Here is a 24,474-nt window from a genome sequence, read left to right as displayed (position 1 = left end):
CATGGGCGGAGTGAGGATCGAGATCATCAGGTTCAGCACCACGATGATGCCGAAATGGATCGGGTCGATGCCATATCCCATCGCCACAGGCACAAGGATCGGCACCACGATCAGGAGAATCACCAGCGATTCGATGAAGCAGCCAAGCAGGAAGATCATCAGATTGACAGCGATGAGAAAGCTGAGCGGCCCATCGGTCAGTGTCAGGAAAAGCTGGGTGATCTGCTGCGGCGCCTGCTCGCGGGCGAGGATGAAGCCGAGCAGCCCCACGCCTGCGACGATCGTTGCGATGGAGGCGGAAGTGGTTGTCGTCTCGTAGATTGCATCCCAGAGCCGTTTCAGGGTCAGTTCGCGGTAGAAAACAAGATCGATCAGGATGGCATAGAGCACGGTCACCGCCGCCGCTTCCGTGGGCGAGAACAGACCGCTGAAAATGCCGCCAACGATGACAAAAGGCGTGGCGAGCGCCGGGAACGACTTCACGAACAGCACGCCGACATTGCCCACGCCCTGCCATGCGTCACGCGGATAGTTGCGCTGTCTGGCCAGCACATAGACCATGACCATGAGCGAGGCCGCGCACAGGACGCCGGGCACGATGCCGCCCAGAAACAGCCGCCCGATCGAGGTGTTCGACACCACGCCGTAAAGCACCATGGTGATGGACGGCGGCACCAGTGGGCCGATCATAGACGATGCGGCAGTGACGGCGCCGGAGAAATCGTCGTCATAGCCGGCCTCGCGCATCGATTCGATTTCCATCTTTCCAAGCCCGCCTGCATCTGCAAGGGCCGAGCCGGACATGCCGGAGAAGAAGAGCGAGGCGAGCACGTTCACATGGCCGAGCCCACCCGTGATGTGCCCCACCAGCGCACGCGCAAAGCCGAAGAGATGGCGCGTGATGCCAGCCGAATTGAGGATTGCCGCCGCGAGGATGAAGAGCGGGACGGCGAGCAGCGGGAAGCTGTTCAGCCCATCCACCATGCGCTGCATGGCAAAGGAAATGCCCATGCCCGAATAATAAAAATAGCCCATCGAGACGAAGATCATGGCCACGCCGATGGGCACACCCACCAGCACCATGACGAGCCAGGCGGCACCGATCGTTGCAAGGATCATTGGTGGAACTCCCCGGCGTCACCACCGCGCACAAGCATGGCGAGCCGCCGCGCAATCCGATGCAGAATGAGGACCGAGGCCACCAGCCCGGATGCATAGAGAACCGCATCGCTCATGGGCAGTGTCACCGCTTCATTGTTCCAGGTGCGCAGAACGGTCTTGTAGGAGATCCAGACAAGATGGGCGACGATCGCCAGATAAACCACGTCAATCAGGATAAAGAGCAGGCGGCGCCAGGAGAGCGGCAGGGCGTCCGCGATAAAGCCCATGCGCAGCTGACCGTTCTGGCGCTCCACCTCGGCAATGCCGATGAAGGCCATCCACACCCAGAGCCAGCGCGCCGCTTCCTCGGTCCAGACCGGCCCGGTGAACAGCGGCGTGCGCCCGAAAATCTGGATCAGGAGTACGCCAAACAGAATGATGAAGAGAATGGAAGCGACACAGCCTTCAAGGCTGTATCTGCGCAGAAACGACATGCGATGACCCCAGCTATCGAGGGAAAGGCAGCGGGGCCAGCGCCCCACCCCATGTTTCAGTCGCCGATGACTTCGGCAATCGACCCTTCGCCGAACTCGGCTTCGAGCTCGTCATAATAAGGCTTCATGGCGGCGCGGAAGGGCTCGAGATCAGGCTCGGTAATGGTCAGGCCACGCTCCTTGAAGGTTTCAAGCAGATCCTTCTCGGCCTTGAAGGTCAGTTCGTCGGAGACGTCGCCACCGGCCTCGACAGCCGTCTGCACCCATTCCTTCTCCTGATCGGACAGGCCATCCCAGACCGATTTGGAAATCTGCACCGCCGAGGACGCCACAAAGTGGTTGGTGAGCGCGATGTGGCTCTGCACCTCGTAGAACTTCATCGCCTCGATGGTCGGAAGCGGGTTTTCTTCCGCATCCACCTGGTTGGTCTGCAGTGCGAGATAAACCTCCTGGAACGCCACCGGCGCCGGCGTCGCACCCACATTCTCGGCATAGGCGATGAGGAACGGCACGTTTGGCGTACGCATGCGCAGGCCCTTCATGTCGTCCATGGATTCGATCGCCTTGTTGGATGTGGTCTGGCGGGTGCCGTAATACCAGGTGTCGAGGAGCTCGATGCCCTGTGCGGCAAATTTCTCATCCATCTTCTGGCCCCACGGGCCCGCAACGATCTTCTGCAGATGGTCGAAATCGCGCACGACATAAGGAGCGCCGATCAGCTTCAGCTCGGGGATGACATAGCTCATGTCCGGATAGCCGGTCATGACCATGTCGAGCTCGCCGGCCTGAACCTGTGCCACCATGGCCTTGAAGTCGCCCAGCTGCGAGGACGGGAAGATTTTCACCGTCATTTCGCCGCCCGAAATCTCGGCAAGCTTTTCCTGAAACGCCTGCGCGCCGCGATAGACATTCGAGACCTCGTTGTCCTGCATGCCGAAGGTCAGTTCCTTCGCCTGCAGTGTAGCGGAGCTGAGGGCGAGCGCTGCCGCGCCGAGCATCAGTTTCGAAATCAGTTTCATGCAATCCTCCCTTGGAATGTTGAACAGGCTTCCCGGCCTGCCAGGTCAGTCAGTCTTGTCTTCTTCTTTCTGGAAGTAGTCGGAGACCTTCCGCGGGCTTTTCAGCCGCGCGCGATAGGAGCGCGCCAGGTGTCGGTCCATGACATCCGTCGCGGTGATCATGTCGCCATCGATGATGGCCTGATAGATCGCCCGGTGTTCTTCATAGGCCACCGTGTCGTGCTTGGCCGGGTCATCCGTTGGCGGCCGCTGCGCAAGCATGGCGCTGACGAACATGTCATGCAGGCTAAGGATCACCGGATTTCCGACTACCGACACGAGTACACGGTGAAAGGCGATATCCGTGCGCGCGAATTCGGGAGTTCCGATCGCCTCGAAGTTTTCTTCCAGCGCCGCACGCAGCTTTGCGATCTGCACATTGTCGGCACGCTTGGTGGCCTCGCGTGCTGCGCCCGCTTCAATGAACTGACGCATCTGCTCGAGATGCGCGCCGCTTTCCGCATCGCCGAAAATGTCACGGATATGATCGCCGGCCAGTTGCAGCACCGTCTGCAGGGAGGGACGCGCCACACGCGGGCGGCGCCCCGCACCGGCCTCCGCATAGCCGCGCGCCTGCATCTGCTGCAGCGCTGCACGCACCGTTGGGCGCGAAGCGGAAAAGCGTTCACAAAGCTCGCGCTCGGTCGGGAGAAATGCGCCAGTTTCGAGCCGCCCCTCGCGCGCCTCCTCGATCAACGCTTCGGCGATCTCATCGGACACACGCCGTGTTTCCACCATTTCTTCCGGCTGGGCAGCGGACACGTTTCTCACTCCGGCTGGGCCCCGCCTTCACGCCTGTGCGGCAGAGCTGTTTGTCCAAACTGATATTTTGGTATTACCAAACATATTTCTTGTCAAACAAAAATCCCCTTCTATGCTGATCCAGCCTGCCGAAGAGACGATTCCACAGCAGGCAGGACAAGAACGTCGATATTAAACTGCAAGGAACTGCCGCATGACCAATCCGCTGGCGGGCATGTATGCCGCCCTCCTCACCGGCCTCAGCGATACGGGCGATTTCGATCCCGGGCGCCAGAAGGCGATCGATGCCTATGTGCTGGGGCAGGGTCTCGACGGGCTTTATGTCGGCGGCAGCAGCGGCGAATCGGGGCTTCTGGGCGTTGATGAACTTCTGGCGCAGCAGGCGGTCGTCGCTGAAGATGTGCGAGACTCCGCCGCAACACTGATCGCGCATGTGGGCGTTCCCAATCTTCGGGATTCGATCCGGCTCGCACAGAATGCGCAAAAGCTCGGTTATCGTGGCCTTTCGGCCCTGCCGCCCCACGCCTACCCCTTCTCGGACCGGGAGATTTTCGCCTACTACGAAGCGCTGTCAGCCGCCACCGACCTGCCGCTCATTGTCTATGAGGTGCCGGTCCGCACGGGACGTCCCTTCAGTCTTGACCTGCTCGGCCGCATTCTCACCCTCCCCGGCGTCGGTGGCATCAAGTTCACCTCGATGGACCTCTTCAAGTTTGCCACCCTGCGGCGACGGTTTCCCGAAAAGACCTTTTTCTTCGGTTTTGACGAAGTCTATCTCTCAGGCGCGGTCATGGGCGCGCATGGTGGCATCGGAACCACCTACAATCTGCTCGGCAGGCTCTATGCAGCGCTCAACGAGGCGGTGAAGAAGGGTTCGCTGGAGCGAGCCCAGGAACTGCAGACGATCTCGCAGTGCTTCGTAGAAACCCTGATGGAGACCGGCGTGCTGCCGGGCATGAAGGCAGCACTCCGCCTGCGCGGGGTCGACTGCGGGCCGACGCGCCTGCCGCTGGCCCCGCTGGTCGACGATTGCGAAGCGCGCATGAGTGCCATTCTGGCCGATCCGGAAATCGCCGCCTGGGTGGGCTGATTTTCGCTCTCTCCGCGCCTTGCTGATTCCGGTCTGTCGGCTAGAACAGTTGACGCAAAGTGCGGAGAGGCGAGATTACCATGAGCGTGACAATCGAAATCACCGATACGCCGGATGAGGCGGCGCTCGAACGGGTGGAAACCGAACTCGCCGCATTCAACGACGCCGATGTCGGCCCTTCGGAAAAGGCCACACTTGCCATCCTCGTTCGCGATGAACGCGGTGCGGTGGTCGCCGGCATTTCCGGCTACACCGCATGGGGCTGGCTCTACGTTCAGAAACTGTGGGTGGATGAAAGCCTGCGCGGGCAGGGCATGGCCGGGCGCATGCTGACTGCGGCGGAAGAAGAGGCAGAGCGCCGCGGCTGCCACGGAGCCTTCATCGACACGTTCAATCCCGGCGCGGAAAAGGCCTATACGCGCCAGGGCTATAAAGAGTTCGGCCGGATGGATGACTTTCCGAAAGGCCGCAGCCGCATCTTTCTTCAGAAGCGGCTCAACCCAGCGGCCAGCGATTAACGGGCGATCTTTCCGCCGCGCAGCGGCTCGGGCGCGCCCGTCGTCGTCGGGAAGCTGATCGGCAGGTCGCGCAGCACGCGCGCCGCCAGAAAAGCGAAGCACTCGGCCTCGATGGCGTCGCCACGCCAGCCCACTGTTTCGGCGGGGGCTGCTTCCACGCCGGCGCGTTCCCCCAGCATCTTCATAATGGTCGGGTTGTGCCGGCCACCGCCGCACACAAGAAGCCGCTTGGGCCGAACCGGCAGAAGATCGAGCGCCTTGCCGACCGCCGATGCGGTGAAGGCCGTCAGCGTCGCCGCACCCGTCTTGGCATCGAGCCCGTCCGCCATGGAGGCGCCGAAGTCGAACCGGTCGAGCGATTTCGGATAGGGCGCGGTGAGATAGGGATGCTTCAAAAGCTCCGCCAGCCGCGCCTCGTCCACCGTGCCGGAAGCGGCAAGCGCGCCGTTACGGTCCATCTCGCCAAGCCCGTGTGCCTTGACGAAATCGTTGATCGGCGCGTTTGCCGGGCCAGTGTCGAACGCGATCACCCGGTCCGCACCGTCCCACCAGGTCACGTTGGCCACGCCGCCCAGATTGAGCACCGCTGTCTCGCCGCTCGCATCCACATCGCGCAAGAGAGCCGCGTGATAGGCTGCCGAAAGCGGCGCACCCTGCCCACCGGCGCGCATGTCCGCCGAGCGGAAATCATAGACCACCGGACAGCCCAGAATGGAGTGCATCAGGCCGCCATCGCCGAGCTGCCGCGTCTCGCCGAGACGCCCTTCCTGCGGCGCACGGTGCAGAACCGTCTGCCCGTGGAAACCGACTGCGCCGATATCGGCCATGGTGAGGCCATGGCTTTCCACCAGCTCTCGCACGGCCTCTGACTGCGCACGCGTCAAAACCTCTTCCGCCTCGGCGAAGATCGCCGGTTCATCGCCTTTAAAATTCCACGCCCGCGCCTGTTGCAGCGTTTCTTCCAGAAGGTCGCGCGTCGATTGCGGATAGGGCGCCAGCGTGTAAGCGCCGAACGCTTCGATGCGCTCGCCGTCCGTTTTCAGAAGCGCCACGTCGATATTTCCGTCGAGCACGGTTCCGGTCATCAGGCCGACAGCCCAGATCGGTTCGAATCCCTCAGCCATGTGCGTTCCTATCCTGCGTTCATGCAATCGCCGACCGCCTGTCGCAGCGCAGCGATGCCGCTGTCGAAATGCCGGGTCGGATGTATGCGGTTTGTGAGAAGGGTCCACGCAAGGCCATTGTCGAAATCGACCCACAGCCCTGTTCCCGTGAAACCCGTATGGCCTATGGTGCCGGCGCTGGCCAGCGCCCCGCCGGGCCAGTTGTCATATGGCCGTTCCCAGCCGTGGGTGCGCTTTTCGGAAAGCGGCGTGCGCATCAGCGCCACCGTCTCATCACCTTCCGTGTCGCCCGCAAAAAGCCCGGCCGCGAAATCGAGCACCGCATCTGCCGTGCCGAACAGTCCGGCATGCCCCGCGCCCTCAAGCGCTGAACAATTGTCGTCATGCACCTCGCCGCACAGCACCCGGTGCCGCCATGTGCAGTCCTCGGTCGCCGCCGTCTTTTCCGGATCGGCGGCAAAGGCGAAGCCCGGCCCCGGATCGAAATCGCGCAGCCGCTTGCCTTCAAGCCGCTCCAGCGCGAAACCGAGTAGAATGAAATTGATGTCGGAATAGACCGGCGGGCCCTTTTCCCAGCGCCGCTGGAGAATGAAGGCGCGCAAAAGGTCCGCATCGCGGCCATAGGTGTAGATCGGCTCCACCGCCGGAAACGGCGTCTGGTGGCCGAGGCACTGGCGAAAGGTCACCTGCCTTTCCCATGCGCCCGGATCATACTGGCGCAGATCCGGCAGGAGTGTGGTGAGCGGCGCATCGAGATCGATCACGCCCTCTTTCGCCAGTTCCAGAATGCGCGTGGTGGTGAAGATCACCTTGGTCAGCGATGCGAGGTCGAACCAGGTATCGGTTCGCATTTCACGCTCATGCGGCACGCGCTGCGCAAAGCCGGTGGCGCGCACCATGCGCCCGCCATCCCGGTCGATCACACCGAGCACCCCGCCGGGAATGCGCCCCGCCTCTACCGAAGCGTTCAGCAGGGCAAAGGCGCGCTCGAAGCGCGGCGCAAAACCGGGCGTCTCCGTCATGCTCATGCCTCCGCCCGTGCCATGTGGTCGGGACCAAAACTCTGCCAGTTGGCCGGCTCCGGCTCAAAGCCCAGTGGCCGCACCAGCGAGGGCACCTGCCGCGTGTCCACCTCGAAGGTCTCCTTGCGCCGGTCGACGCTCGGCACCGCCGAGATCAGCCGTTTCGTATAGGCGTGTTTCGGATCGGAAAGGACCGACGCCGCATCGCCGATCTCGACGATCTGCCCCGCATAGACCACCGCGATGCGGTGCGCGATGCGCTCCACCACCGCCATGTCGTGCGAGACGAAGAGATAGGCAAGACCGAACTCGCGCTGCAGATCCACCAGGAGCTCCAGCACCTTGGCCTGCACCGAAACGTCGAGCGCCGAGACGGCCTCGTCCAGCACCACCACGGACGGGTTCAGCATCAGCGCGCGGGCGATGCACAGGCGCTGCCGCTGGCCGCCGGAAAACTCGTGTGGATAGCGCTGAAGCGCGTTCTCAGGCAGGCCCACCCGGTCGAGCAGCATGCGCATGCGCGCATGCGTTTCGCCTTTCAGCCCGCCGCCGGCGGCAATCACCGGCTCGGCCAGAATGCTGTCCACCCGAAGCCGCGGATTGAGCGAGGCATAGGGGTTCTGAAACACCATCTGCACCGGCTTGCCGCTCTGCCGCGCCGCGCCATTCGTGTTCGCGGAGAAGGTGCCGCGCGTCGGCTCGACCAGCCCCAGAATGGCGCGCGCCGTGGTCGATTTGCCCGAGCCGCTTTCGCCGACAATGCCAAGCGTCTCGCCCGGCATCAGGTCGAAATCGACCCCGTCCACCGCATGAACCGCACCGGTCTGCCGGCGCAGGAGACCACCGGTCACCGGAAAGCGAACCGTCAACCCTTCCACTTTAAGCGCCGGCGCAGCGCTGGGCGCATCTGCCCGGCGATAGTCGGTGCGCGTGGCGCGCCCGGCCTCGAAATGCGGCACGGCGCTCAGAAGATGTTTCGTATAGGGATGCTGCGGCGCATCCAGCACCGCGTCGAGCGGTCCCTGCTCCACCGCCTCGCCATTCTGCATCACCATCACCTTGTCGGCGATGCCGGCCACCAGGCCGATGTCATGGGTGATGAAGATCATGCCCATGCCGGTCTCGCGCTTCAGCTCGGCGAGCAGCGCCATGATCTGCGCCTGCACCGTCACGTCGAGCGCCGTGGTGGGCTCATCCGCAATCAGAAGACGCGGATTGCACGACAGCGCCGTGGCGATCATCACGCGCTGAAGCATGCCGCCGGAAAGCTGGTGCGGACAATATTTCAGGCGTCGCGCGGCATCGGGAATGCGCACGCGGTCGAGCGCATCCTTCGCCGCTTCCCGCGCCTGCCTTCCGGTCAGGCCGCGATGCAGGCGGAACGATTCCTCGATCTGCTCGCCAATGGTCAGAACCGGATTGAGCGAGGTCATGGGCTCCTGGAAGATCATGCCGATCTCGCCGCCGCGGATCTTCGTCAGCTCCTGCTCGCCGGCTGCGGCCAGATCGAGCATCGTGCCGTTCTCGCGGTTGAATTGAATGGAGCCATCCAGAATGCGCCCGCCGCCGAAATCCACCAGCCGGTTGATTGACAGCGCGGTGACGGATTTGCCCGAGCCGCTTTCGCCGACAATGGCCAGCGTCTCGCCGGCTGCGAGATCGAAGCTCACGCCATGGACGATTTCATTGTCTTCGGGCTTGCGGCCAAAACCGACGCGCAGGTTTGAAACGGACAGAAGCGATGTCATGCGGCCGACCTCCGCGTTCTGGGATCGAGAATGTCGCGCAGCGCATCCCCCAGAAGGTTGAAGCCAAGAATGCCGATCATGATCGCAATGCCCGGGAAGATCAGGAGCCAGGGCGCCATCTCCATCAGATTGCGGCTGTCGGCGAGCATCAGGCCGAGCGACGAGGCCGGCGGCTGCGTGCCGAGACCGAGAAAGCTCAGGCCCGCCTCCGTCAAAAGGCCCCATGCGAGCGCCAGCGTCACCTGCACAGTCAGCGGCGCGACGAGGTTCAGCATCAGATGGCGTGTCAGAATGTAGTTGCGGCTCGAACCGAAGGTGCGCGCAGCGTCCACGAAGTCGCGCGTCTTCAGAGAGAGCGCCGGCCCGCGCACCACGCGGGTGAAGATCGGCGTGTAGACAATGGCGATGGCCATCACGCTGGTCCAGGTGCCCGGCCCTACAATGGCAATGATGAGCAGCGCCAGAAGGATCGCCGGGAAGGCCAGTAGCACGTCCATGAAACGCATGATCGTGCCGTCCCACCAGCCGCCGAACCATGCGGCCGCAAGACCGAGCACAATGCCCGCCACGGCGGCCAGCGCCACCGAGGCGAAGGCGACGATGAAGGACTGGCTGATGCCCAGCATCAACCGGCTCGCCACATCGCGGCCGAACAGGTCCGTTCCCATCCAGTAGGTCGCGTCGGGCGCATGCAGGCGGTCGACACGGAACTGCATCAGGGGGTCATGCGGCGTGATGCCGAGAAGCCCGAGAATGGCGATGATGATGTAAAGGCCAACGATGGCGCCGCCGATGCGGCCACTCGAATGGCTGAAAATGGCGCGCAGCAACTGCATCACTTGCCCCCCAGCCGAATGCGCGGGTCGAGCATCGCATAGGCGAGATCGACCAGAAGATTCACGATCATGAAGTTGAGCGCGATGAACAGGACCGAGCCCTGCACCAGCGCATAGTCACGCTGCAAAATGGCGTCGAGCACCATGCGCCCAAGACCCGGCAGCGCAAAAATCTGCTCCACGATCACCGCGCCGCCCAGGAGATAGCCAAACTCGACGCCGCTCAGCGTCACCACCGGGATCAGCGCGTTGGGCAGCGCATGCCGCCAGATCACCTTGCGCGCCGGCACGCCCTTGGCGCGCGCGGTGCGGATGTAATCGTCGCTCAGAATGTCGAGCATGGCCGAGCGCGAAATGCGCGTCACCGCAGCAGCGAACGCAAAACCCAGCGTCAACGCCGGCAGGATCATCTGCCCCAGATTGCGCAGCGGATTTTCAAGGAAGGGCGTGAACTCGCCCATGGCCGGCAGCACGCCGAAGCCCACCGACAGCACATAGATCGCCAGAAGCGCGAACACGAAATTCGGCGTCGACTGGCCGATCATCGCGAAGATTCGCACGGCGAGGTCCGACGGCTTTTCATTGCGCGTGGCGGCGAAGATGCCCGCCGGCAGGCCGATGGCGAGCGCGATGACCATGGAGAGAAGGGCGAGTTCCAGCGTTAGCGGAAAGCGTTCAAGGATCACGTCGAGCACCGGCTTGCCGAAGGTCACGGACACGCCGAGGTCGCCCTGAACCGCACCCGCAAGCCAGCGCCAGTATTGCGTGAACCAGCCCTGATCGATGCCGAAATAGGCCTCAAGCGCCGCGCGCTGGTCGGGGGTCAGAAGCCCGGCCTCGGTTCCCAGCATGGCGGTGATGGCGTCGCCCGGCACCAGCCGGATCGAGACGAAGACGAGGACGGACACCCCGAGCATGACCAATGGAAAGGTCATCAGCCGTCGGGCCAGGTAATTCATGAAGCTTTCACTCCGTGTCCTTCTAACTGCAATCGTCTTGCGCGGTTGTTAAGGGTCGAGCCCTTCATGCCGCCCCCGTGGTTCGACAAGCTCACCATGAGGGCTAGCGCCGACACCCCTCATGGTGAGCTTGTCGAACCACGAACCACGAGGGCGCTGGGCGCAAACGGGGCCACACATGAACGTGCGACCCCACATCACAATCACTCGCCCACACTCACCTCGGTCAGGCCAAACAGCGTGCCGGTCGGGGAAGGCACAAAGCCTTTCACGTTCTTCTGCTGCGCGGTGTAGGTGTAGCCCGTGTAGAGCCAGATCCACGGCGAAACCTCGGCAAGATGCGTCTCGAATTTCGCGAAGATTTCCTTGCGCTTGTCGAAGTCGGTCTCCACGCGGCCTTCCTGCATCAGGCTGTCCAGCGTGTCGTCGATATAATTGGCGACATGCTGGAGATTGCCGTCCTTGGTCCAGTAGCGGTTGTACATAGAATAAGGATCGGCGCGGCCACCATTCAGTGCCACCGCCATGTCGAAATCACCCTTCAGCCAGGTGTCCACATAAACGTTGAGCTCCATCATCTTGATGTCGAGCTTGATTCCGATTTCGGCAAGCTGTGACTGGATGACCTGCGCCTCGGCAGCGGCTGTGGGCGGCTCGCCCGTGGCGGCGATCACCGTCGCGGAGAAGCCGTCTTCATAGCCGGCATCGGCCATGAGCTGCTTGGCCTTTTCGACGTCGCGCTCATAGCAGAACAGCGCGCCCGGGTCCGAACGGTAGGCCGGCATGGTCAGCGGGCCGGTCACCGCACCCTCGCCCAGAAGCGCGGTGTCGAGCACGTCCTGACGGTCGATGGCGCAGGAGATCGCCTGACGCACGGCCTGTTCCGTCATCGGCTCGCGCGACGGGTTCAGCTGCAGCACATGATAGGCCAGAACCGGCGTGCGGCTGAGTTCCAGGCTTGCCTCGTTCGGCACCAGCGTGGCCACGAGCGGATCGTTGATCAGCGCGAAATCCACCTGCTTGGTGCGCAGGGCCGCCAGAATGGCGGTCTCGTCCGGCAGAACAGAAATATCGATGCCGTCCACCTTCACCTCGCCGCCGGCCCAGTCCGGATTGGCGCTCAGAACCTCTTTCTGGTTCGGCTCCCAGCTATCCAGCTTGAACGGGCCGGAGCCGATCGCCTTCGTGCCGATCGTGCCGGCCTCGATCTCGCTCGCCGGAACGACTGCCGCGTTGATGCCCGTCATCGCCGTCAGCATCGGAACGTCCGGCTGCGACAGGTTGAAGACAACGGTGGTCTCATCCGGCGTGTCGATGCTCTCGATGGAGGTGAAGTTGGCGCGTGCGGCTGCACCCGTGGCCTCATCCAGAACGCGCTCGAACGACGCCTTCACATCCGCTGGCGTCACCTTTTCGCCGTTCTGGAATTTTGCGTCAGCATCGAGCTTGAAGGTCAGCGTCTTGCCATCCTCGGAGAACTCCCAGGATTCGGCGAGGGCAGGAATGATCTCCAGATCGGCATTGAGACGCACCAGCGGCTCATAAACCAGTTCCAGAAGACGCAGCGAGGAAAACGCCGTCTGCTTGTGCGGGTCAAGGCCGGTCGCATCCTGCGACCAGGCCATGCGCAGCGTCTCCGCCGATGCGGGCACCACCGCCGTGGCCGCGCCAAGCGCGGCTGCGAATGCCACCGAGGTGGCGAACTTCTTCATCAAAGACTGTCCCATGATCTTCTCCCTCCGAGAGCGTTTGATGCCTGCAACCGCCCAATGAACGGTCGCATGAATGGCTGCTTCACCTGTTTGCAGCTTGCTGCTGCCTTTCGTTTATTGCCTTGCGCAGAAACCCGCCAGCCCTTGCAAGGGCGGCGCGCGCTTCCGCTACATCCATATCCGTCAGCGCGATGAAGATGGCGAGCTTCACATCATTGCCGCTGCGTTCAAGCAAAGTCTCGGCTTCATCAGCAGAACACCCCGTTGCCTCCATGACTATGCGCGAGGCGCGCGCCATGAGCTTCTGGTTGCTGATGTTAACGTCCACCATCAGGTTCTGATAGATCTTGCCCATCCGGATCATGCTCGCCGTGGAGAGCATGTTGAGGATGAGCTTCTGCGCCGTGCCCGATTTCATCCGCGTCGAGCCCGTCAGGATTTCCGGCCCCACCACGGGCGCGATGGCGATGTCGGCAATGGCACCGATGGCCGAATCCGGATTGCAGGACAGCGAAACGGTTGTCGCACCAATCTCTTTGGCGTAATTCAGCCCACCGATCACATAGGGCGTGCGGCCGCTCACCGCGATGCCTACCACGACATCCTTGGCTGTCAGACCGCGCTCTTCCAGCGCCTGACGACCCTGCGCCGGGTCATCTTCTGCTCCTTCCACAGCGTGACGCAATGCGTGATCGCCGCCAGCGATCACACCGGTCACCATGTCTTCGGGGACGCTGAAGGTGGGCGGGCATTCCGAAGCGTCGAGCACACCGAGCCGTCCGCTCGTGCCCGCGCCCATATAGATGAGCCTTCCACCATTCTGGAACGCCTCGACAATCCGGTCGACCGCCTCAGCGATCTGCGGGATCACCTTTTCGACGGCCAGCGGCACATCCCTGTCGGCGGCGTTGATGAGGTTCAGAATTTCGGTTGTCGGCTGAAGATCGATCTGCATCGTGTCCGGGTTGCGGCCCTCCGACACAAGCTTTTCCAGCTCCGACATCAGCGTCTGCGCGTTCATGGACACTCCGAAATTAACAAGTCTGCCTGTGGCGAAGCCCGCATCCCGCAAGCCTGACGCCTTACGGAAGTGTTAAAATTGATAATTCCAAGAGTCAATTCCAATCGAGAATAATATATTCCATTCTTGGCAAGCAGCCGTCGTGCGGGCAAGTGCGCGCCCGTCAAGCGGCCATTAAAGTGGAAAATGAAAAACGCCGGTGGCGAACCGCTCAGCCCCTGCGTAGCTCCATCAACCGGTTCACCGTGCCGCTGGTCGCCGCATCACGGCTGTCCGCGCCGGCCTTGCCCTCCACCACGGGCAGAAGCTCGGTCGCCAGTTCCTTGCCGAGCTCAACGCCCCATTGATCGAAGGCATTGATGCCGAAGAGCTGCGCTTCCACAAAAACGCGATGTTCGTAGAGCGCGATCAGCCGGCCCAGCGCGAACGGATCGAGCTTGCGATAGAGAATGGTGAGCGAGGGTCTGTTGCCGGTGAACACGCGATGCGGCGCCAGGCGCTTCGCTTCGGCTTCGGGCACGCCCTTCTCCAGAAGCTGCGTCTCGGCTTCTTCCAGCGTGCGCCCTTTCATCAGCGCTTCCGCCTGCGCCAGACAATTGGCGACAAGGAGGTCGTGATGATGCTGCAACCCTGCCTCATGCCCTTCCGCCGCCAGCATGAACTCCACGGGGATGATGTCGGTGCCCTGATGCAGAAGCTGGAAGAAGGCGTGTTGCCCGTTCGTGCCCGGCTCGCCCCAGACAAGCGGGCCCGTGGGGGTGATTACCGGCGATCCGTCAAGCTGCACACCCTTGCCGTTCGATTCCATGTCGAGCTGCTGCAGATAGGCGGGCAACCGCTCCAGCCGCTGATCGTAGGGAATGATGGCCCGAGCCGGATAGTCGCACACGACGCGGTGCCAATAGCCGATCAGGCCGAGCATAGCCGGCAAATTCTCTCTCAACGGCGCCGATTTGAAATGCTGATCCATCGCCTCCGCACCGGCGAGCAGCCGGCGGAAATCATCGGCACCGATGGCGATCATGATCGGCAGGCCGATGGCAGACCAGAGCGAATAGCGACCGCCGACCCAGTCCCAGAAACCGAATACGCGCTTTTCGTCGATACCGAAATCCGCGACCTTGTCGAGCGCCGTGGAAACGGCCGCGAAATGATCGCCCGTCGCTGATTGGCCAAGCTTTTGCGCGATCCACTTCTGTGCGGTGCGCGCATTGGTCATCGTCTCGATGGTGGTGAAAGTCTTGGAGGCGATGATGAAGAGCGTGGTCTCGGGATCGAGCCCGGCCAGCGTATCGGCGATATGCGCGCCATCCACGTTGGAGACGTAATGCAGACGCGGCCCGTCACAATAGGGTGAGAGCGCCCGCGTCACCATTACCGGTCCGAGATCGGAGCCGCCAATGCCGATGTTCACCACATCGGTGAAAGCCTTGCCGGTCGCGCCGCGAATCGCGCCCTTGCGCACGCCATCGGCAAAGGCGTCCATCGCCTCCAGAACCGCGCGCACCTCGGGCATGACATCGTAGCCGTCATTCTCGATGGCCCCGCCCGAGAGCGCCCGCAGAGCGGTGTGCAGCACGGCGCGGTCTTCGGTGACATTGATGCGCTTGCCGGCAAACATGTCGTCACGTGCAGTCTCCAGCGCCGCCACTTCGGCCAGCTTGATCAGCAGGTCCACCGCCTTCTCGTCCACCGCAGTGCGCGAGCAATCAAGAGTCAGGTCATCCAGTGAAAGCGAGAAGCGATTGAACCGCTCGGGATCCGAGGCGAAGGCCGCACGCATGTCCATGGGTGCGGTTTTCGCGCGATGCTCCCGAAGGGCAGCGAGTGCATTCTGAAAATCCGTGTCCAAGGAGGCCTCCTGCAAAAAGAAACGCCGTTCTTTTATCAAACAAAACGAAGTGAAACAGGGGTTTGCTGGCATTCATCAATTTTCTTGTTGGAACAATCAATTGTACCAGGGTTGACATGCATTGACCCAAGGGTAGGCTCCCCCGCCGGAGAGGAAACCCAAATGCCAGCCAGAAATGATACCGCCCTGTGGACAGGCCTGTTCAAGATCTCCCCTGAATCGGGGCAGACCCTTCAGGCACAGATTCGTCAGGCCATCGTGTCGGCCATTCTCGACCGTCAGATCGCGCCTTCAATGCCGCTTCCATCTTGCCGCATTCTTGCAGAGAAGCTCGGTGTCGCACGCGGCACGGTGGTGCTCGCCTTTCAACAGCTCGTCGACCAGGGTTTTCTGATCGCGCGCGAGCGCCGCGGTCATTTCGTCAATCCCGAAGTGCTGGCCGCGCCACCGCGCCCGCCCCGCAAGCAGAGTGGCAAGGATGGCCTTAACTGGCAGAAGCGGTTTCAGATTCTGGCCAGCGAAATGCCGGAGCCGCGCAAGAATGAAGACTGGATGAAAGCTTCCTACCCCTTCGTCTACGGCCAGTTTGATCCCTCGCTTTTCCCAACCGCCGAGTGGCGCGAGTGCAACCGCATGGCGCTGGCCGTGCTGGAGATCCGCAACTGGGCGGCGGACATGGTGGACCGCGACGATCCGCTGCTTGTCGAGCAGATCCAGGCGCGGCTTCTGCCCCGGCGCGGCATCTTCGCCAATCCCGATGAGATCCTCGTCACGCTCGGCTCGCAGCACGCGCTCTACATGCTCGCTACCCTCCTCATGGCCCGCGGCAAGAAAGTCGCTGTGGAAAATCCCGGCTATCCCGATGCGCGCTCCATCTTCCAGCTTGCCGGCGCGCAGATCGCCCCCGTTCCCGTCGACCGGCAGGGCATCGACGTGGCGCAGATCCCTGCGGATGCCGACTTCGTCTTTGCCACACCCAGTCATCACTGCCCCACAATGGTGCCGCTGAGCCAGGCCCGCCGGGAAGCACTGCTGGAGGCGGCAGAGCGCAATGACTGGATCGTCATCGAGGATGATTATGACAGCCAGCTCGCCGACGAGCGCCCGCAGGCAGCCCTCAAGGGGCTCGACCGCAATGGCCGCGTGGTGCATCTGGGTTCCATGTCCAAGACGCTCGCGCCCGGTCTGCGCATGGGATACATCGTGGCGCCTGCAGACCTGATCGCCGAACTTCGCGCATTGCGCCGCTTCATGCTGCGCCATCCGCCGGCGAACAACCAGCGCGCCGTTGCACTGTTCCTGTCGCTTGGGCATCACGACACCCTCGTTCGCCGCATTTCGGCGGCTTTCGAAGAGCGCCGCGAAAAGCTTTTTCAGGCCGTGGGCAACATCCTGCCGGACTGGAATGCGGCCGACATTCGCGGCGGCACGTCGCTCTGGCTTGAAGGCCCGCCCGGGCTCGATTCGGCCGTCCTTGCAAAATCGGCGGCGCGGCGCAGCGTTCTGATCGAGCCGGGCGCCCGCTTCTTCCTCGGACGCACCCAGCCGACACCCTTCATGCGGCTTGGCATTTCATCCATCGCCGCGCAGCAGATCGAGCCCGGCATACGCGAGCTGGCGGCGGCAGCATCCGAGTATCGGCGTGTGGCGGCATAAAGCAGACACTGTCAGAGCGCAGTGAGCCCCATGCCCGCCACGGCACAAAGCGCCACCACCACCCATGGTGGCGCTTTCCACATGGTGAGCAGAATGAAGCCCACCGCCGCCACGGCAAAATCGGCAGGCGCCTGGATCGCGGTCGTCCACAGCGGCTCGTAAAGCGCCGCCGCCAGAATTCCGACCACGGCGGCATTTGTGCCCATCATTGCGGCCCGCGCCGCGTTTAGTTGCCGGAACCGGTCCCAGAACGGCGCGACGCCCAGAAGCAGCAGGAACCCCGGCAGAAACACCGCGATCAGCGCAATGGCAGCGCCTGCCAGCCCATTCGGCACCGGGCCCAGAACCGCGCCCAGATAGGCCGCGAAGGTGAAGAGTGGGCCGGGGACGGCCTGTGCAGCACCATAGCCTGCGAGAAACGCATCGCGCGTCACCCAGCCGGGCTCGACGACACCCGCTTCAAGGAGCGGCAGCACCACATGGCCGCCGCCAAACACCAGCGCGCCGGCACGATAGAACGTGTCGAACACCGAGAGCCCCTGAGCCATGGGCGCGGCAAGCGGCAACCCGAAAAGCAGCAACAAGAACAGGAGGGTGCAGACTACCCCGGCCCGCCTCGACACCCCGAGCGAGATCGACGCACCATCGCCTTCCACCCTGTTTCGGCAGAAAAGCCAGCCAAGGAGCGCACCAATCACGACGGCGCCGATCTGCGCAAAGGCACTCGCTGAAACCGTCACCAGAACCAGCGCGACAAGGCCGATTCCCGCGCGCTCGCGGTCCGGGCACAGCGCACGCGCCATGCCCCACACTGCCTGTGCGACCACGGCCACGGCCACGATCTTCAACCCGTGCAGCAGCCCCTGGCCGACCGGATTGTCGAGTGCCGAGGCAAACATGGCAAAGACGAAGAGAAGCAGTGCGGATGGCAGTGTGAAAGCGGTCCATGCCGCCGCAGCGCCGAGCGGGCCCGCTCGCATATAGCCAAGCGCGAACCCCACCTGACTGCTCGCCGGACCCGGCAGGAACTGGCACAGCGCCACCAGGTCGGCATAGGCCGCTTCATCGAGCCATTTGCGCCGCAGGACGAGAGCGTCACGGAAATAGGCGAGATGCGCTATGGGGCCTCCGAAGGACGTGACGCCGAGCCTTAAAAACGCGCCGAAAACTTCTGTTACCGTCCCTGCCCGTTCGCCACGCTCCGGTTTGCCCCCATTCATTGTCCGCCCCACCCTTCATCCGATTCGCTGTCGAATAAATGCGACACATGTCACCCGCAAGACAACAGTGGCGGTGGCCGCATGGATGGACAAGACGTAGCCGGTGGGTTAGCCAGATCTGGAACACCGTCTCAGGAGGAACGCGTCATGGCCATGGTCATCGAAGGTGAAGAACGCATCGAAGCGCCGGTGGAAACGGTCTGGCTGGCGCTGAACGATCCCGAGGTTCTGAAAGACTGCATTCCCGGTTGCCAGGAGCTGAACAAGACATCAGACACCGAATTCGAGGCTGTCGTCACCCTCAAGATCGGCCCCATCAAGGCGAAGTTCAACGGCGCGGTCGAACTCACCAACCTCAACCCGCCGCATTCCTACACGATCACGGGCGAAGGCAAGGGCGGCGTGGCAGGATTTGCCAAGGGCGGAGCAGACGTTTCGCTGAAGGAAGACGGGCCAAATGCCACGATCTTAAGCTACAGCGCCAAGGCGGATGTGGGCGGCAAAATGGCCCAGCTCGGCAGTCGCCTTATCCAGTCCACCTCGAAGAAGCTTGCCGGCCAGTTCTTCTCCGATTTCAACGCCCGCGTTACCGGTGGCGATGCCGGGGAAGCCGCAGCCTCCTGACCGGGAGCGGATCACAGTTTCACGGAAACGCTGCCCTGTTCTATCTGTCTGATTTCCCTCATTTATGCGAGAGTCAGGTGCCTCCGCCTGACTGCAAAATGCCTGTCTTATGACTTTCTCTGCGAAACAGGGGAAAAAGGAACCGCTGTGAGAGGGTAGGCGCCCTCCCTCAGCGGCGAGGGTCGGATCGTTGAAATGCTGACCGTTTGACGGGTCGAGCTAGAGTCGGATCGCCCTCGTCTTTCTCTTTGGTCCTGAACGGATACCCGGGGTTCGGCTCCGGATGACAAGCAGAGGACAAGTGAAAGATGACCAACGATACCATCGGCGTCGACATCTCGAAAGACCATCTCGACGCTCATCGGATGAGCGATGGCGAAAGCCGCCCAAAAAGGCAATCACAGCCATCATGCGGAAGCTCGTCGTACTCGCAAATGCCTTGATAAGGGACAAGCGAAAATGGGAACCAGAACGTGCTTGACCAACACGGATACTCTAGCCCTTGAAGACTGGCTTGCGCTTTTCGAGAAACGCCGAGACCCCTTCGCGGTAATCGTCCGAGCGGCCGGCCTCACGCTGCAATTCGCGCTCCAGCTCAAGCTGCGCATCGAGTGAACTTCCCGGCGCGGCATGGATTGCCTTCTTGATCAGCCCATAGGCGTGGGTCGGCCCGCTGGCCAGCTTCTCCACCAGCGCCTCCGCCTCGCTCATCAGCGCATCGTCTTCGACCGCGCGCCAGATCAGGCCCCAGTTGGCTGCATCCTCCGCCGAAAGTGGCTCGCCCGTCAGCGCCAGCGCCTTGGCGCGCGGCTCGCCAAGAATGCGCGTCAGGAACCAGGTGCCGCCGGAATCCGGCACCAGCGCGATTTTCGCAAAGGCCTGGATGAACTTCGCCGATTTCGCCGCCAGCACAATGTCGCAGGCCAGGGCAATGTTGGCGCCAGCACCGGCAGCCACCCCATTAACCGCGCAGACGATGGGCTTGTTCATGCCCCTAAGCTTGCGCACCAGCGGATTATAGAAATTCTCAATCGTATAGCCGAGATCGGGCTTGTCCTCGAGCTTTGCCGGGTCGCGGTCGCCCAGATCCTGTCCGGCGCAGAAGCCGCGCCCTGCCCCGGTCAGAAGCACCGCCCGACATGTATGGTCTGCTGAGCATGCCTCCAGTGCTTCGCGCAGTGCCGTGTGCTGCTCCTCGTTGAAGGAATTCAGCTTCTCCGGTCGATTGAGCGTGATGCGGTGCCATCCATTATGGCGTTCGTGAAGCACGGTCTGCGAGGTCGCGGCGCTCATGGAAATCCCCCTTGATTGGATGCAGCGCTTTTTACACGCACCGCACCATCAATCAATTGCCGCAACCATTTTATTCAAAAACGATGGCCGGTGCTTCATCCGCCGCATTCTGCATCGCAGCTTCGAGATGGGTCCGAACTCTTCCGGCGATGTCCCTGTAAACTATGGCCTGTACTCCGTCGGGGTTTGACGCAACGACCGGCGTTCCTGCATCCGAGGTCTCGCGCACATCCATGGTCAGCGGCACCTCGCCAAGGAAGGGGACGCCCAGCCGCTCCGCCTCCGCCTTCGCGCCACCATGACCAAAAATGTCATAGCGCTTGCCCGTGTCGGGGGCCACGAAGTAGCTCATGTTCTCGACGATGCCGAGTAGCGGGACATCCACCCGCTTGAACATATTCAGCCCCTTACGCGCGTCGATCAACGCCAGATCCTGCGGTGTTGAAACAATCACTGCACCGGCGAGCGGCACCTGCTGCGCCATGGTCAGCTGTGCGTCGCCCGTGCCGGGTGGCATGTCGACCACGAGCACGTCAAGTTCACCCCAGGCGACGTCACGCAGCATTTGGCGCAGCGCCGAAACGACCATAGGGCCACGCCAGATCATTGGCGTGTCTTCTTCAACCAGGAAGCCCATGGACATGACTTTCACGCCGAATGCCTCCATCGGCTTCAGCGTCTTCCCATCGGCGGTTTCCGGCTTGCCCTTCAGCCCAAGCAGGCGCGGCATGGAAGGGCCGTAAATGTCCGCATCCAGAATACCGACCTTCAGGCCCAGCGTCTTCAACCCCAGCGCCAGATTGACCGCCGTGGTGGACTTGCCGACGCCACCCTTGCCGCTCGCCACGGCGATGATTGCCTTGATGCCCGGCACATCCTGCTTGGCCGGTTGCTGGCCGGCTTGTGCAGCAGCCCCCCCCGGAGCAGGGCGCTGTTGTGCGGGTTTGGGTCGCGGAGGTGGTGTCGTGCCCATGCCGCCACCTGCCTTTTCCGCCGTAAGTGCAACCATCGCGCCCTTGACGCCCGGCAGCGATTTCACCGCGTTCTCCGCCGCCTGGCGCAAAGGTTCAAGTTCCTGAGCGCGTTTTGCCGGGACCGTAATCGAGAAGAAAACCTTGCCGTCTGCGATGAATATCTCGGAAACCAGCCCCCGCGAAACTATATCGCCTTCGAGGTCAGGCCCCTTCACGGACCGCAAGCGGTCGATGACGGTCTGTCTGTCGAGAGTCATGTGCACGTGCCTTTGCGTTTTCCTTCAGATAATGCAGATGGGCGCGCGGGCCAAGAGAGGCAAATTGGCCGACCGTCATTGTGGGTATTGCACGTTGCCGGTGGCGCATCACCGATGTAGCGTCACGCCATGATCGACAAGCTGGAATTTTTTATCGCGCTTGCCAGAGAGCAGCATTTCGGGCGAGCCGCCGCAGAGCTCGGCATCACGCAGCCCACCCTGTCTGCCGCCATCAAGCAGCTCGAGGACCAGCTTGGCGTCATGCTCGTCCAGCGGGGTTCGCGCTTTCAGGGGCTGACACCGGAGGGCCAGCGGGTTCTGGAATGGGCGCGACGCATCGTTGGCGACACGCGTACCATGCGCGCCGAGATGAGAGCTGCAAGAAGCGGCCTTGCCGGCCATGTGCGCATTGCCGCCATTCCCACGGCACTCGCCATGCTGCCCGAACTCACCACGCCCTTTCGTGAAAAGCACCCAGACGTCACCTTCTCCGTCATCTCGCGCACCTCGCTGGAAGTGCTGTCGCTTCTGGAGAATTTCGAGATCGATATAGGAATCACCTATCTCGACAATGAACCGCTAGGCCATGTCGCGTCCGTACCGCTCTATTCCGAGCGCTACCAGCTGATTACGGCAGCCGCCAACCGCCTTGCAGACCGCGACACGGTAACATGGAAGGAAGTTGCCGAGCTGCCACTCTGCCTCCTCACGCCCGACATGCAAAACCGGCGCATCATCAACAAACATCTGGAAGAGGTGGGGGCAACGGCGCACCCGACGCTCGAATCCAATTCGATGATCGTGCTCTTCTCCCATATCCGCACTGGCAAATGGGCTTCCATCATGCCGCTCAACCTTGCGGAGGTTCTGGGTTTTGCAGAGCCAATCCGCGCCATCCCGATTGTCGAACCGGACGCCAGCCATCTGGTCGGGCTTGTGGCGGTCAAACGTGAACCGCACACTCCACTGGTCTCAGCCTTGCTCTACGAAGCCGGACTTCTGGCACAGCGATACGCGGCGCAGCGATAGAGATTTTCTATCGAGCGACGAATATGCTATATTGATCCTTGCAACAGGATTTGTTTCTCCTCCAGAACGAGCATCGTTAGGGAGGGCGCTGCGAGATGCAGCAAGCACGTACCGAAATCGCTTCCGCGGTCGAGCCCATCATAGACCGCTGGAAGAATGAAGAAGGCCCGTTATTACCCATCCTCAATGGGATTCAGCGGGAACTCGGCTATGTGCCGCGCGAGAGCCTGCCCATCATCGCCGAAGCGCTCAATCTATCACGCGCCGAAGTCTATGGCGTTGTCTCGTTCTACCACGACTACCGCGAGAAGCCGGCTGGCCGTCATGTGCTGAAGCTTTGCCGGGCTGAAGCCTGTCAGTCGATGGGCGGCGATGCGGTCGCCGAGAAGCTGCAGAAGCTGCTCGGCATCAGGTTTCATGAGACCTCCGCCGATGGCGCGGTAACACTGGAGCCCGTCTATTGCCTCGGTCTATGCGCCTGTGCGCCCTCCGCCATGCTCAACGGCGAGGTCATTGGCCGGCTGGATGAGGCGCGGGCCGAGGAAATCGCAGCAGAGGTGCGCGCATGACCATCAACATCTACATACCGCGCGATGCCGGTGCGCTGGCGCTGGGCGCCGAAAAGGTTGCCGCCGCCGCGCGCGAGGAAATCGAAAAACGCGGTCTGGACGCAAAGATCGTCCGCAACGGCTCACGCGGCATGTTCTGGCTTGAGCCCATGGTCGAGGTCGAAACCGCCGAAGGTCGCGTGGCTTATGGTCCGGTGAAGCCAGGAGACGTGGCAGGCCTGTTCGATGCCGGCCTGATCGAAGGCAGCGCGCACGACCTCTCCCTCGGCAGGCCCGAGGAAATCCCCTTCCTTGCAAAGCAGACCCGACTGACCTTCGCGCGCTGCGGCATCATCGATCCTGTCTCGCTTGAGGATTATGAGGCCCATGGCGGCCTCCGCGGCCTGCGCAACGCGCTGGAAAAAACGCCGCTCGGCATTGTCGAGGAGGTCACAGATTCCGGCCTGCGGGGCCGTGGCGGCGCGGGCTTCCCCACCGGCATCAAGTGGAAAACGGTCCACGACACTGAGGGTGCGCAGAAATACATCGTCTGCAACGCCGATGAAGGCGATTCGGGCACGTTTTCCGACCGCATGATCATGGAGGGCGATCCCTTCGTTCTCATCGAGGGCATGGTGATTGCCGGCATCGCCGTGGGCGCGACCAAAGGCTACGTCTATCTGCGCTCCGAATATCCCAATGTTCACAAGATCCTGAACGAGGCCATCGATGCCGCCCGCGCAGCCGGCATACTCGGCAAAAGCGTACTCGGCTCGGAATACGCCTTCGACATGGAAGTACGCGTCGGCGCGGGTGCCTATGTCTGCGGTGAGGAAACGGCGCTGCTCGACAGTCTGGAAGGCAAGCGTGGCCAGGTGCGCGCCAAGCCGCCGCTGCCTGCCCACGAAGGCCTGTTCGGCAAGCCGACCGTCATCAACAATGTGATCTCCCTCGCCTCCGTCCCGATCATTCTGGACAGGGGCGGCGCTTACTATCGCGATTTCGGGATGGGCCGTTCGCGCGGCACCATTCCGATCCAGATCACCGGCAATGTGAAACATGGCGGGCTGTTCGAGACCGCCTTCGGCGTCACCCTCGGCGAGCTGGTGGACGATATCGGCGGCGGCACCGCCACCGGCCGTCCCGTGCGCGCCGTGCAGGTGGGCGGTCCGCTCGGCGCTTATTGGCCACGCGATCTGTTCGACACGCCATTCGACTATGAGGCCTTCGCCGCGAAGGATGGTCTGATCGGCCATGCCGGCATCGTGGTTTTCGACGACACGGTCGATCTTTTGAAGCAGGCGCGCTTCGCCATGGAGTTCTGTGCTGTCGAAAGCTGTGGCAAGTGCACGCCCTGCCGCATCGGCTCGACGCGTGGTGTCGAGGTGCTCGACCGGCTGAAGCAGGGCATCGCGCCCGAAGAGCAGATCGAGACCGTGACCGATCTCTGCAACACGATGAAGTTCGGATCGCTGTGCGCGCTGGGTGGCTTCACGCCCTACCCCGTGATGAGCGCACTGACCCATTTCCCGGAAGATTTCCGCCCCGCGCCCATGCGCGAAGCGGCGGAATAGGA

22 protein-coding genes and 1 pseudogene (1 of these 23 running past the window's edge) are annotated in these 24,474 nt (G+C 62.4%); 8 read left to right on the top strand and 15 right to left on the bottom strand.

Annotated features, from left to right (window positions below; genetic code table 11):
* The 4 genes in view from HF949_RS04175 to HF949_RS04160 are tightly spaced (at most 56 nt apart) and all read right to left on the bottom strand, a layout consistent with a single transcriptional unit that may run on beyond the window.
* Nucleotides 1-1,119 carry the 5' portion of a TRAP transporter large permease gene (locus HF949_RS04175; RefSeq protein ID WP_025031153.1) on the bottom strand. The gene continues 156 nt to the left of window position 1, outside the view, so only the first 1,119 of its 1,275 coding nucleotides appear in the window; its start codon is at nt 1,117-1,119; its stop codon lies beyond the left edge, outside the window.
* On the bottom strand, nt 1,116-1,595 hold the full coding sequence (locus HF949_RS04170; protein ID WP_292898443.1) for a TRAP transporter small permease: 480 nt from the start codon (nt 1,593-1,595) through the stop codon (nt 1,116-1,118). Before HF949_RS04170 ends, HF949_RS04175 begins: the two co-directional genes overlap by 4 nt.
* Before the next feature lie 56 nt (nt 1,596-1,651).
* Entirely contained in the window at nt 1,652-2,614 is a 963-nt protein-coding gene (locus HF949_RS04165) for a sialic acid TRAP transporter substrate-binding protein SiaP (RefSeq protein WP_292898442.1), read from the bottom strand.
* Between the two features lie 45 nt (nt 2,615-2,659).
* The gene (locus tag HF949_RS04160) at nt 2,660-3,415 is read right to left on the bottom strand and encodes an FCD domain-containing protein (RefSeq protein WP_292898441.1); all 756 of its coding nucleotides are present in this window, start codon (nt 3,413-3,415) and stop codon (nt 2,660-2,662) included.
* A gap of 193 nt (nt 3,416-3,608) precedes the next feature.
* On the opposite strand from HF949_RS04160, the gene HF949_RS04155 reads away from it, so the two are divergent.
* Together HF949_RS04155 and HF949_RS04150 are read left to right on the top strand one after the other, a co-directional pair.
* Nucleotides 3,609-4,505 (top strand): dihydrodipicolinate synthase family protein, encoded by an 897-nt coding sequence (locus HF949_RS04155; protein WP_292898440.1) that lies wholly within the window; start codon nt 3,609-3,611, stop codon nt 4,503-4,505.
* A gap of 80 nt (nt 4,506-4,585) precedes the next feature.
* On the top strand, nt 4,586-5,023 hold the full coding sequence (locus HF949_RS04150; protein ID WP_292898439.1) for a GNAT family N-acetyltransferase: 438 nt from the start codon (nt 4,586-4,588) through the stop codon (nt 5,021-5,023).
* Here HF949_RS04150 and HF949_RS04145 read toward each other — a convergent pair.
* The 8 genes from HF949_RS04145 to pgi all read right to left on the bottom strand — a co-directional run bounded on the left by HF949_RS04145 (nt 5,020) and on the right by pgi (nt 15,369).
* Complete coding sequence (locus HF949_RS04145) at nt 5,020-6,147, bottom strand: anhydro-N-acetylmuramic acid kinase (RefSeq protein ID WP_292898438.1); 1,128 nt, start codon at nt 6,145-6,147, stop codon at nt 5,020-5,022. The two genes, HF949_RS04150 and HF949_RS04145, sit on opposite strands and share 4 nt — an antisense overlap.
* Before the next feature lie 8 nt (nt 6,148-6,155).
* Complete coding sequence (locus tag HF949_RS04140) at nt 6,156-7,169, bottom strand: serine hydrolase domain-containing protein (RefSeq protein ID WP_292898437.1); 1,014 nt, start codon at nt 7,167-7,169, stop codon at nt 6,156-6,158.
* Nucleotides 7,170-7,171: 2 nt separating this feature from the next.
* Nucleotides 7,172-8,917, bottom strand: coding sequence for an ABC transporter ATP-binding protein (locus HF949_RS04135; protein ID WP_292898436.1), 1,746 nt, complete (start codon nt 8,915-8,917; stop codon nt 7,172-7,174).
* A complete protein-coding gene (locus HF949_RS04130) occupies nt 8,914-9,753 on the bottom strand; it encodes an ABC transporter permease (RefSeq protein WP_292898435.1) in 840 nt (279 codons plus the stop codon). Before HF949_RS04130 ends, HF949_RS04135 begins: the two co-directional genes overlap by 4 nt.
* On the bottom strand, nt 9,753-10,712 hold the full coding sequence (locus tag HF949_RS04125) for an ABC transporter permease (RefSeq protein WP_292898434.1): 960 nt from the start codon (nt 10,710-10,712) through the stop codon (nt 9,753-9,755). The genes HF949_RS04130 and HF949_RS04125 overlap by 1 nt, the downstream gene beginning before the upstream one ends.
* 203 nt (nt 10,713-10,915) lie before the next feature.
* Nucleotides 10,916-12,439, bottom strand: a complete 1,524-nt coding sequence (locus HF949_RS04120) for an ABC transporter substrate-binding protein (protein ID WP_292898433.1) — start codon at nt 12,437-12,439, stop codon at nt 10,916-10,918.
* A 67-nt stretch (nt 12,440-12,506) separates the two neighbouring features.
* On the bottom strand, nt 12,507-13,445 hold the full coding sequence (gene murQ / locus HF949_RS04115) for an N-acetylmuramic acid 6-phosphate etherase (RefSeq protein ID WP_292898432.1): 939 nt from the start codon (nt 13,443-13,445) through the stop codon (nt 12,507-12,509).
* A gap of 211 nt (nt 13,446-13,656) precedes the next feature.
* Entirely contained in the window at nt 13,657-15,369 is a 1,713-nt protein-coding gene (gene pgi, locus HF949_RS04110; RefSeq protein ID WP_441338384.1) for a glucose-6-phosphate isomerase, read from the bottom strand.
* Nucleotides 15,370-15,459: 90 nt separating this feature from the next.
* Between pgi and pdxR the strand changes: the two genes are divergently transcribed.
* Nucleotides 15,460-16,953 carry a MocR-like pyridoxine biosynthesis transcription factor PdxR gene (pdxR, locus tag HF949_RS04105; protein WP_292898430.1) on the top strand — a complete coding sequence of 498 codons (1,494 nt, stop codon included), beginning with the start codon at nt 15,460-15,462 and terminating at the stop codon, nt 16,951-16,953.
* Between the two features lie 11 nt (nt 16,954-16,964).
* On the opposite strand, the gene chrA is transcribed toward pdxR, so the two are convergent.
* A complete protein-coding gene (gene chrA / locus HF949_RS04100) occupies nt 16,965-18,173 on the bottom strand; it encodes a chromate efflux transporter (RefSeq protein ID WP_292898429.1) in 1,209 nt (402 codons plus the stop codon).
* A 147-nt stretch (nt 18,174-18,320) separates the two neighbouring features.
* On the opposite strand from chrA, the gene HF949_RS04095 reads away from it, so the two are divergent.
* Nucleotides 18,321-18,797: an SRPBCC family protein gene (locus HF949_RS04095; protein WP_292898428.1), complete on the top strand. Its 477-nt coding sequence runs from the start codon at nt 18,321-18,323 to the stop codon at nt 18,795-18,797.
* 379 nt (nt 18,798-19,176) lie between these two features.
* Nucleotides 19,177-19,278 (top strand): annotated as a pseudogene (locus tag HF949_RS17635) (IS110 family transposase); the annotation flags it as partial.
* Nucleotides 19,279-19,292: 14 nt separating this feature from the next.
* Here HF949_RS17635 and paaG read toward each other — a convergent pair.
* Together paaG and HF949_RS04085 are read right to left on the bottom strand one after the other, a co-directional pair.
* A complete protein-coding gene (gene paaG, locus HF949_RS04090) occupies nt 19,293-20,090 on the bottom strand; it encodes a 2-(1,2-epoxy-1,2-dihydrophenyl)acetyl-CoA isomerase PaaG (RefSeq protein ID WP_292898427.1) in 798 nt (265 codons plus the stop codon).
* A 70-nt stretch (nt 20,091-20,160) separates the two neighbouring features.
* Nucleotides 20,161-21,321: an Mrp/NBP35 family ATP-binding protein gene (locus HF949_RS04085; RefSeq protein ID WP_292898426.1), complete on the bottom strand. Its 1,161-nt coding sequence runs from the start codon at nt 21,319-21,321 to the stop codon at nt 20,161-20,163.
* 129 nt (nt 21,322-21,450) lie between these two features.
* Here HF949_RS04085 and HF949_RS04080 point away from each other — a divergent pair, with 129 nt between their 5' ends.
* From HF949_RS04080 to HF949_RS04070, 3 genes are all read left to right on the top strand, one after another.
* Entirely contained in the window at nt 21,451-22,350 is a 900-nt protein-coding gene (locus tag HF949_RS04080; protein WP_292898425.1) for a LysR family transcriptional regulator, read from the top strand.
* Nucleotides 22,351-22,445: 95 nt separating this feature from the next.
* Nucleotides 22,446-22,919: a formate dehydrogenase subunit gamma gene (locus tag HF949_RS04075; RefSeq protein WP_292898424.1), complete on the top strand. Its 474-nt coding sequence runs from the start codon at nt 22,446-22,448 to the stop codon at nt 22,917-22,919.
* Nucleotides 22,916-24,472: a formate dehydrogenase beta subunit gene (locus HF949_RS04070; RefSeq protein WP_292898423.1), complete on the top strand. Its 1,557-nt coding sequence runs from the start codon at nt 22,916-22,918 to the stop codon at nt 24,470-24,472. Before HF949_RS04075 ends, HF949_RS04070 begins: the two co-directional genes overlap by 4 nt.
* The last annotated feature ends 2 nt before the right edge of the window (nt 24,473-24,474 follow it).

Origin of the sequence: Nitratireductor sp., from assembly GCF_017794765.1 — a bacterium.
In the GTDB taxonomy this organism is placed as follows: Bacteria; Pseudomonadota; Alphaproteobacteria; order Rhizobiales; family Rhizobiaceae; genus Nitratireductor.
The sequence above is the reverse complement of the archived record's forward strand: the minus strand, read 5'-3'. Positions and strand labels throughout refer to the sequence as shown.

What these genes read in the sequence shown, in the direction of transcription:
- HF949_RS04170 (WP_292898443.1), bottom strand. Translation starts at nt 1,595, where the DNA reads ATGTCGTTTCTGCGCAGATACAGCCTTGAAGGCTGTGTCGCTTCCATT.
- HF949_RS04165 (WP_292898442.1), bottom strand. Translation starts at nt 2,614, where the DNA reads ATGAAACTGATTTCGAAACTGATGCTCGGCGCGGCAGCGCTCGCCCTC.
- HF949_RS04155 (WP_292898440.1), top strand. Translation starts at nt 3,609, where the DNA reads ATGACCAATCCGCTGGCGGGCATGTATGCCGCCCTCCTCACCGGCCTC.
- HF949_RS04150 (WP_292898439.1), top strand. Translation starts at nt 4,586, where the DNA reads ATGAGCGTGACAATCGAAATCACCGATACGCCGGATGAGGCGGCGCTC.
- HF949_RS04145 (WP_292898438.1), bottom strand. Translation starts at nt 6,147, where the DNA reads ATGGCTGAGGGATTCGAACCGATCTGGGCTGTCGGCCTGATGACCGGA.
- HF949_RS04140 (WP_292898437.1), bottom strand. Translation starts at nt 7,169, where the DNA reads ATGACGGAGACGCCCGGTTTTGCGCCGCGCTTCGAGCGCGCCTTTGCC.
- HF949_RS04135 (WP_292898436.1), bottom strand. Translation starts at nt 8,917, where the DNA reads ATGACATCGCTTCTGTCCGTTTCAAACCTGCGCGTCGGTTTTGGCCGC.
- HF949_RS04130 (WP_292898435.1), bottom strand. Translation starts at nt 9,753, where the DNA reads ATGCAGTTGCTGCGCGCCATTTTCAGCCATTCGAGTGGCCGCATCGGC.
- HF949_RS04125 (WP_292898434.1), bottom strand. Translation starts at nt 10,712, where the DNA reads ATGAATTACCTGGCCCGACGGCTGATGACCTTTCCATTGGTCATGCTC.
- HF949_RS04120 (WP_292898433.1), bottom strand. Translation starts at nt 12,439, where the DNA reads ATGGGACAGTCTTTGATGAAGAAGTTCGCCACCTCGGTGGCATTCGCA.
- murQ (WP_292898432.1), bottom strand. Translation starts at nt 13,445, where the DNA reads ATGAACGCGCAGACGCTGATGTCGGAGCTGGAAAAGCTTGTGTCGGAG.
- pgi (WP_441338384.1), bottom strand. Translation starts at nt 15,369, where the DNA reads ATGCCAGCAAACCCCTGTTTCACTTCGTTTTGTTTGATAAAAGAACGG.
- pdxR (WP_292898430.1), top strand. Translation starts at nt 15,460, where the DNA reads ATGCCAGCCAGAAATGATACCGCCCTGTGGACAGGCCTGTTCAAGATC.
- chrA (WP_292898429.1), bottom strand. Translation starts at nt 18,173, where the DNA reads ATGAATGGGGGCAAACCGGAGCGTGGCGAACGGGCAGGGACGGTAACA.
- HF949_RS04095 (WP_292898428.1), top strand. Translation starts at nt 18,321, where the DNA reads ATGGCCATGGTCATCGAAGGTGAAGAACGCATCGAAGCGCCGGTGGAA.
- paaG (WP_292898427.1), bottom strand. Translation starts at nt 20,090, where the DNA reads ATGAGCGCCGCGACCTCGCAGACCGTGCTTCACGAACGCCATAATGGA.
- HF949_RS04085 (WP_292898426.1), bottom strand. Translation starts at nt 21,321, where the DNA reads ATGACTCTCGACAGACAGACCGTCATCGACCGCTTGCGGTCCGTGAAG.
- HF949_RS04080 (WP_292898425.1), top strand. Translation starts at nt 21,451, where the DNA reads ATGATCGACAAGCTGGAATTTTTTATCGCGCTTGCCAGAGAGCAGCAT.
- HF949_RS04075 (WP_292898424.1), top strand. Translation starts at nt 22,446, where the DNA reads ATGCAGCAAGCACGTACCGAAATCGCTTCCGCGGTCGAGCCCATCATA.
- HF949_RS04070 (WP_292898423.1), top strand. Translation starts at nt 22,916, where the DNA reads ATGACCATCAACATCTACATACCGCGCGATGCCGGTGCGCTGGCGCTG.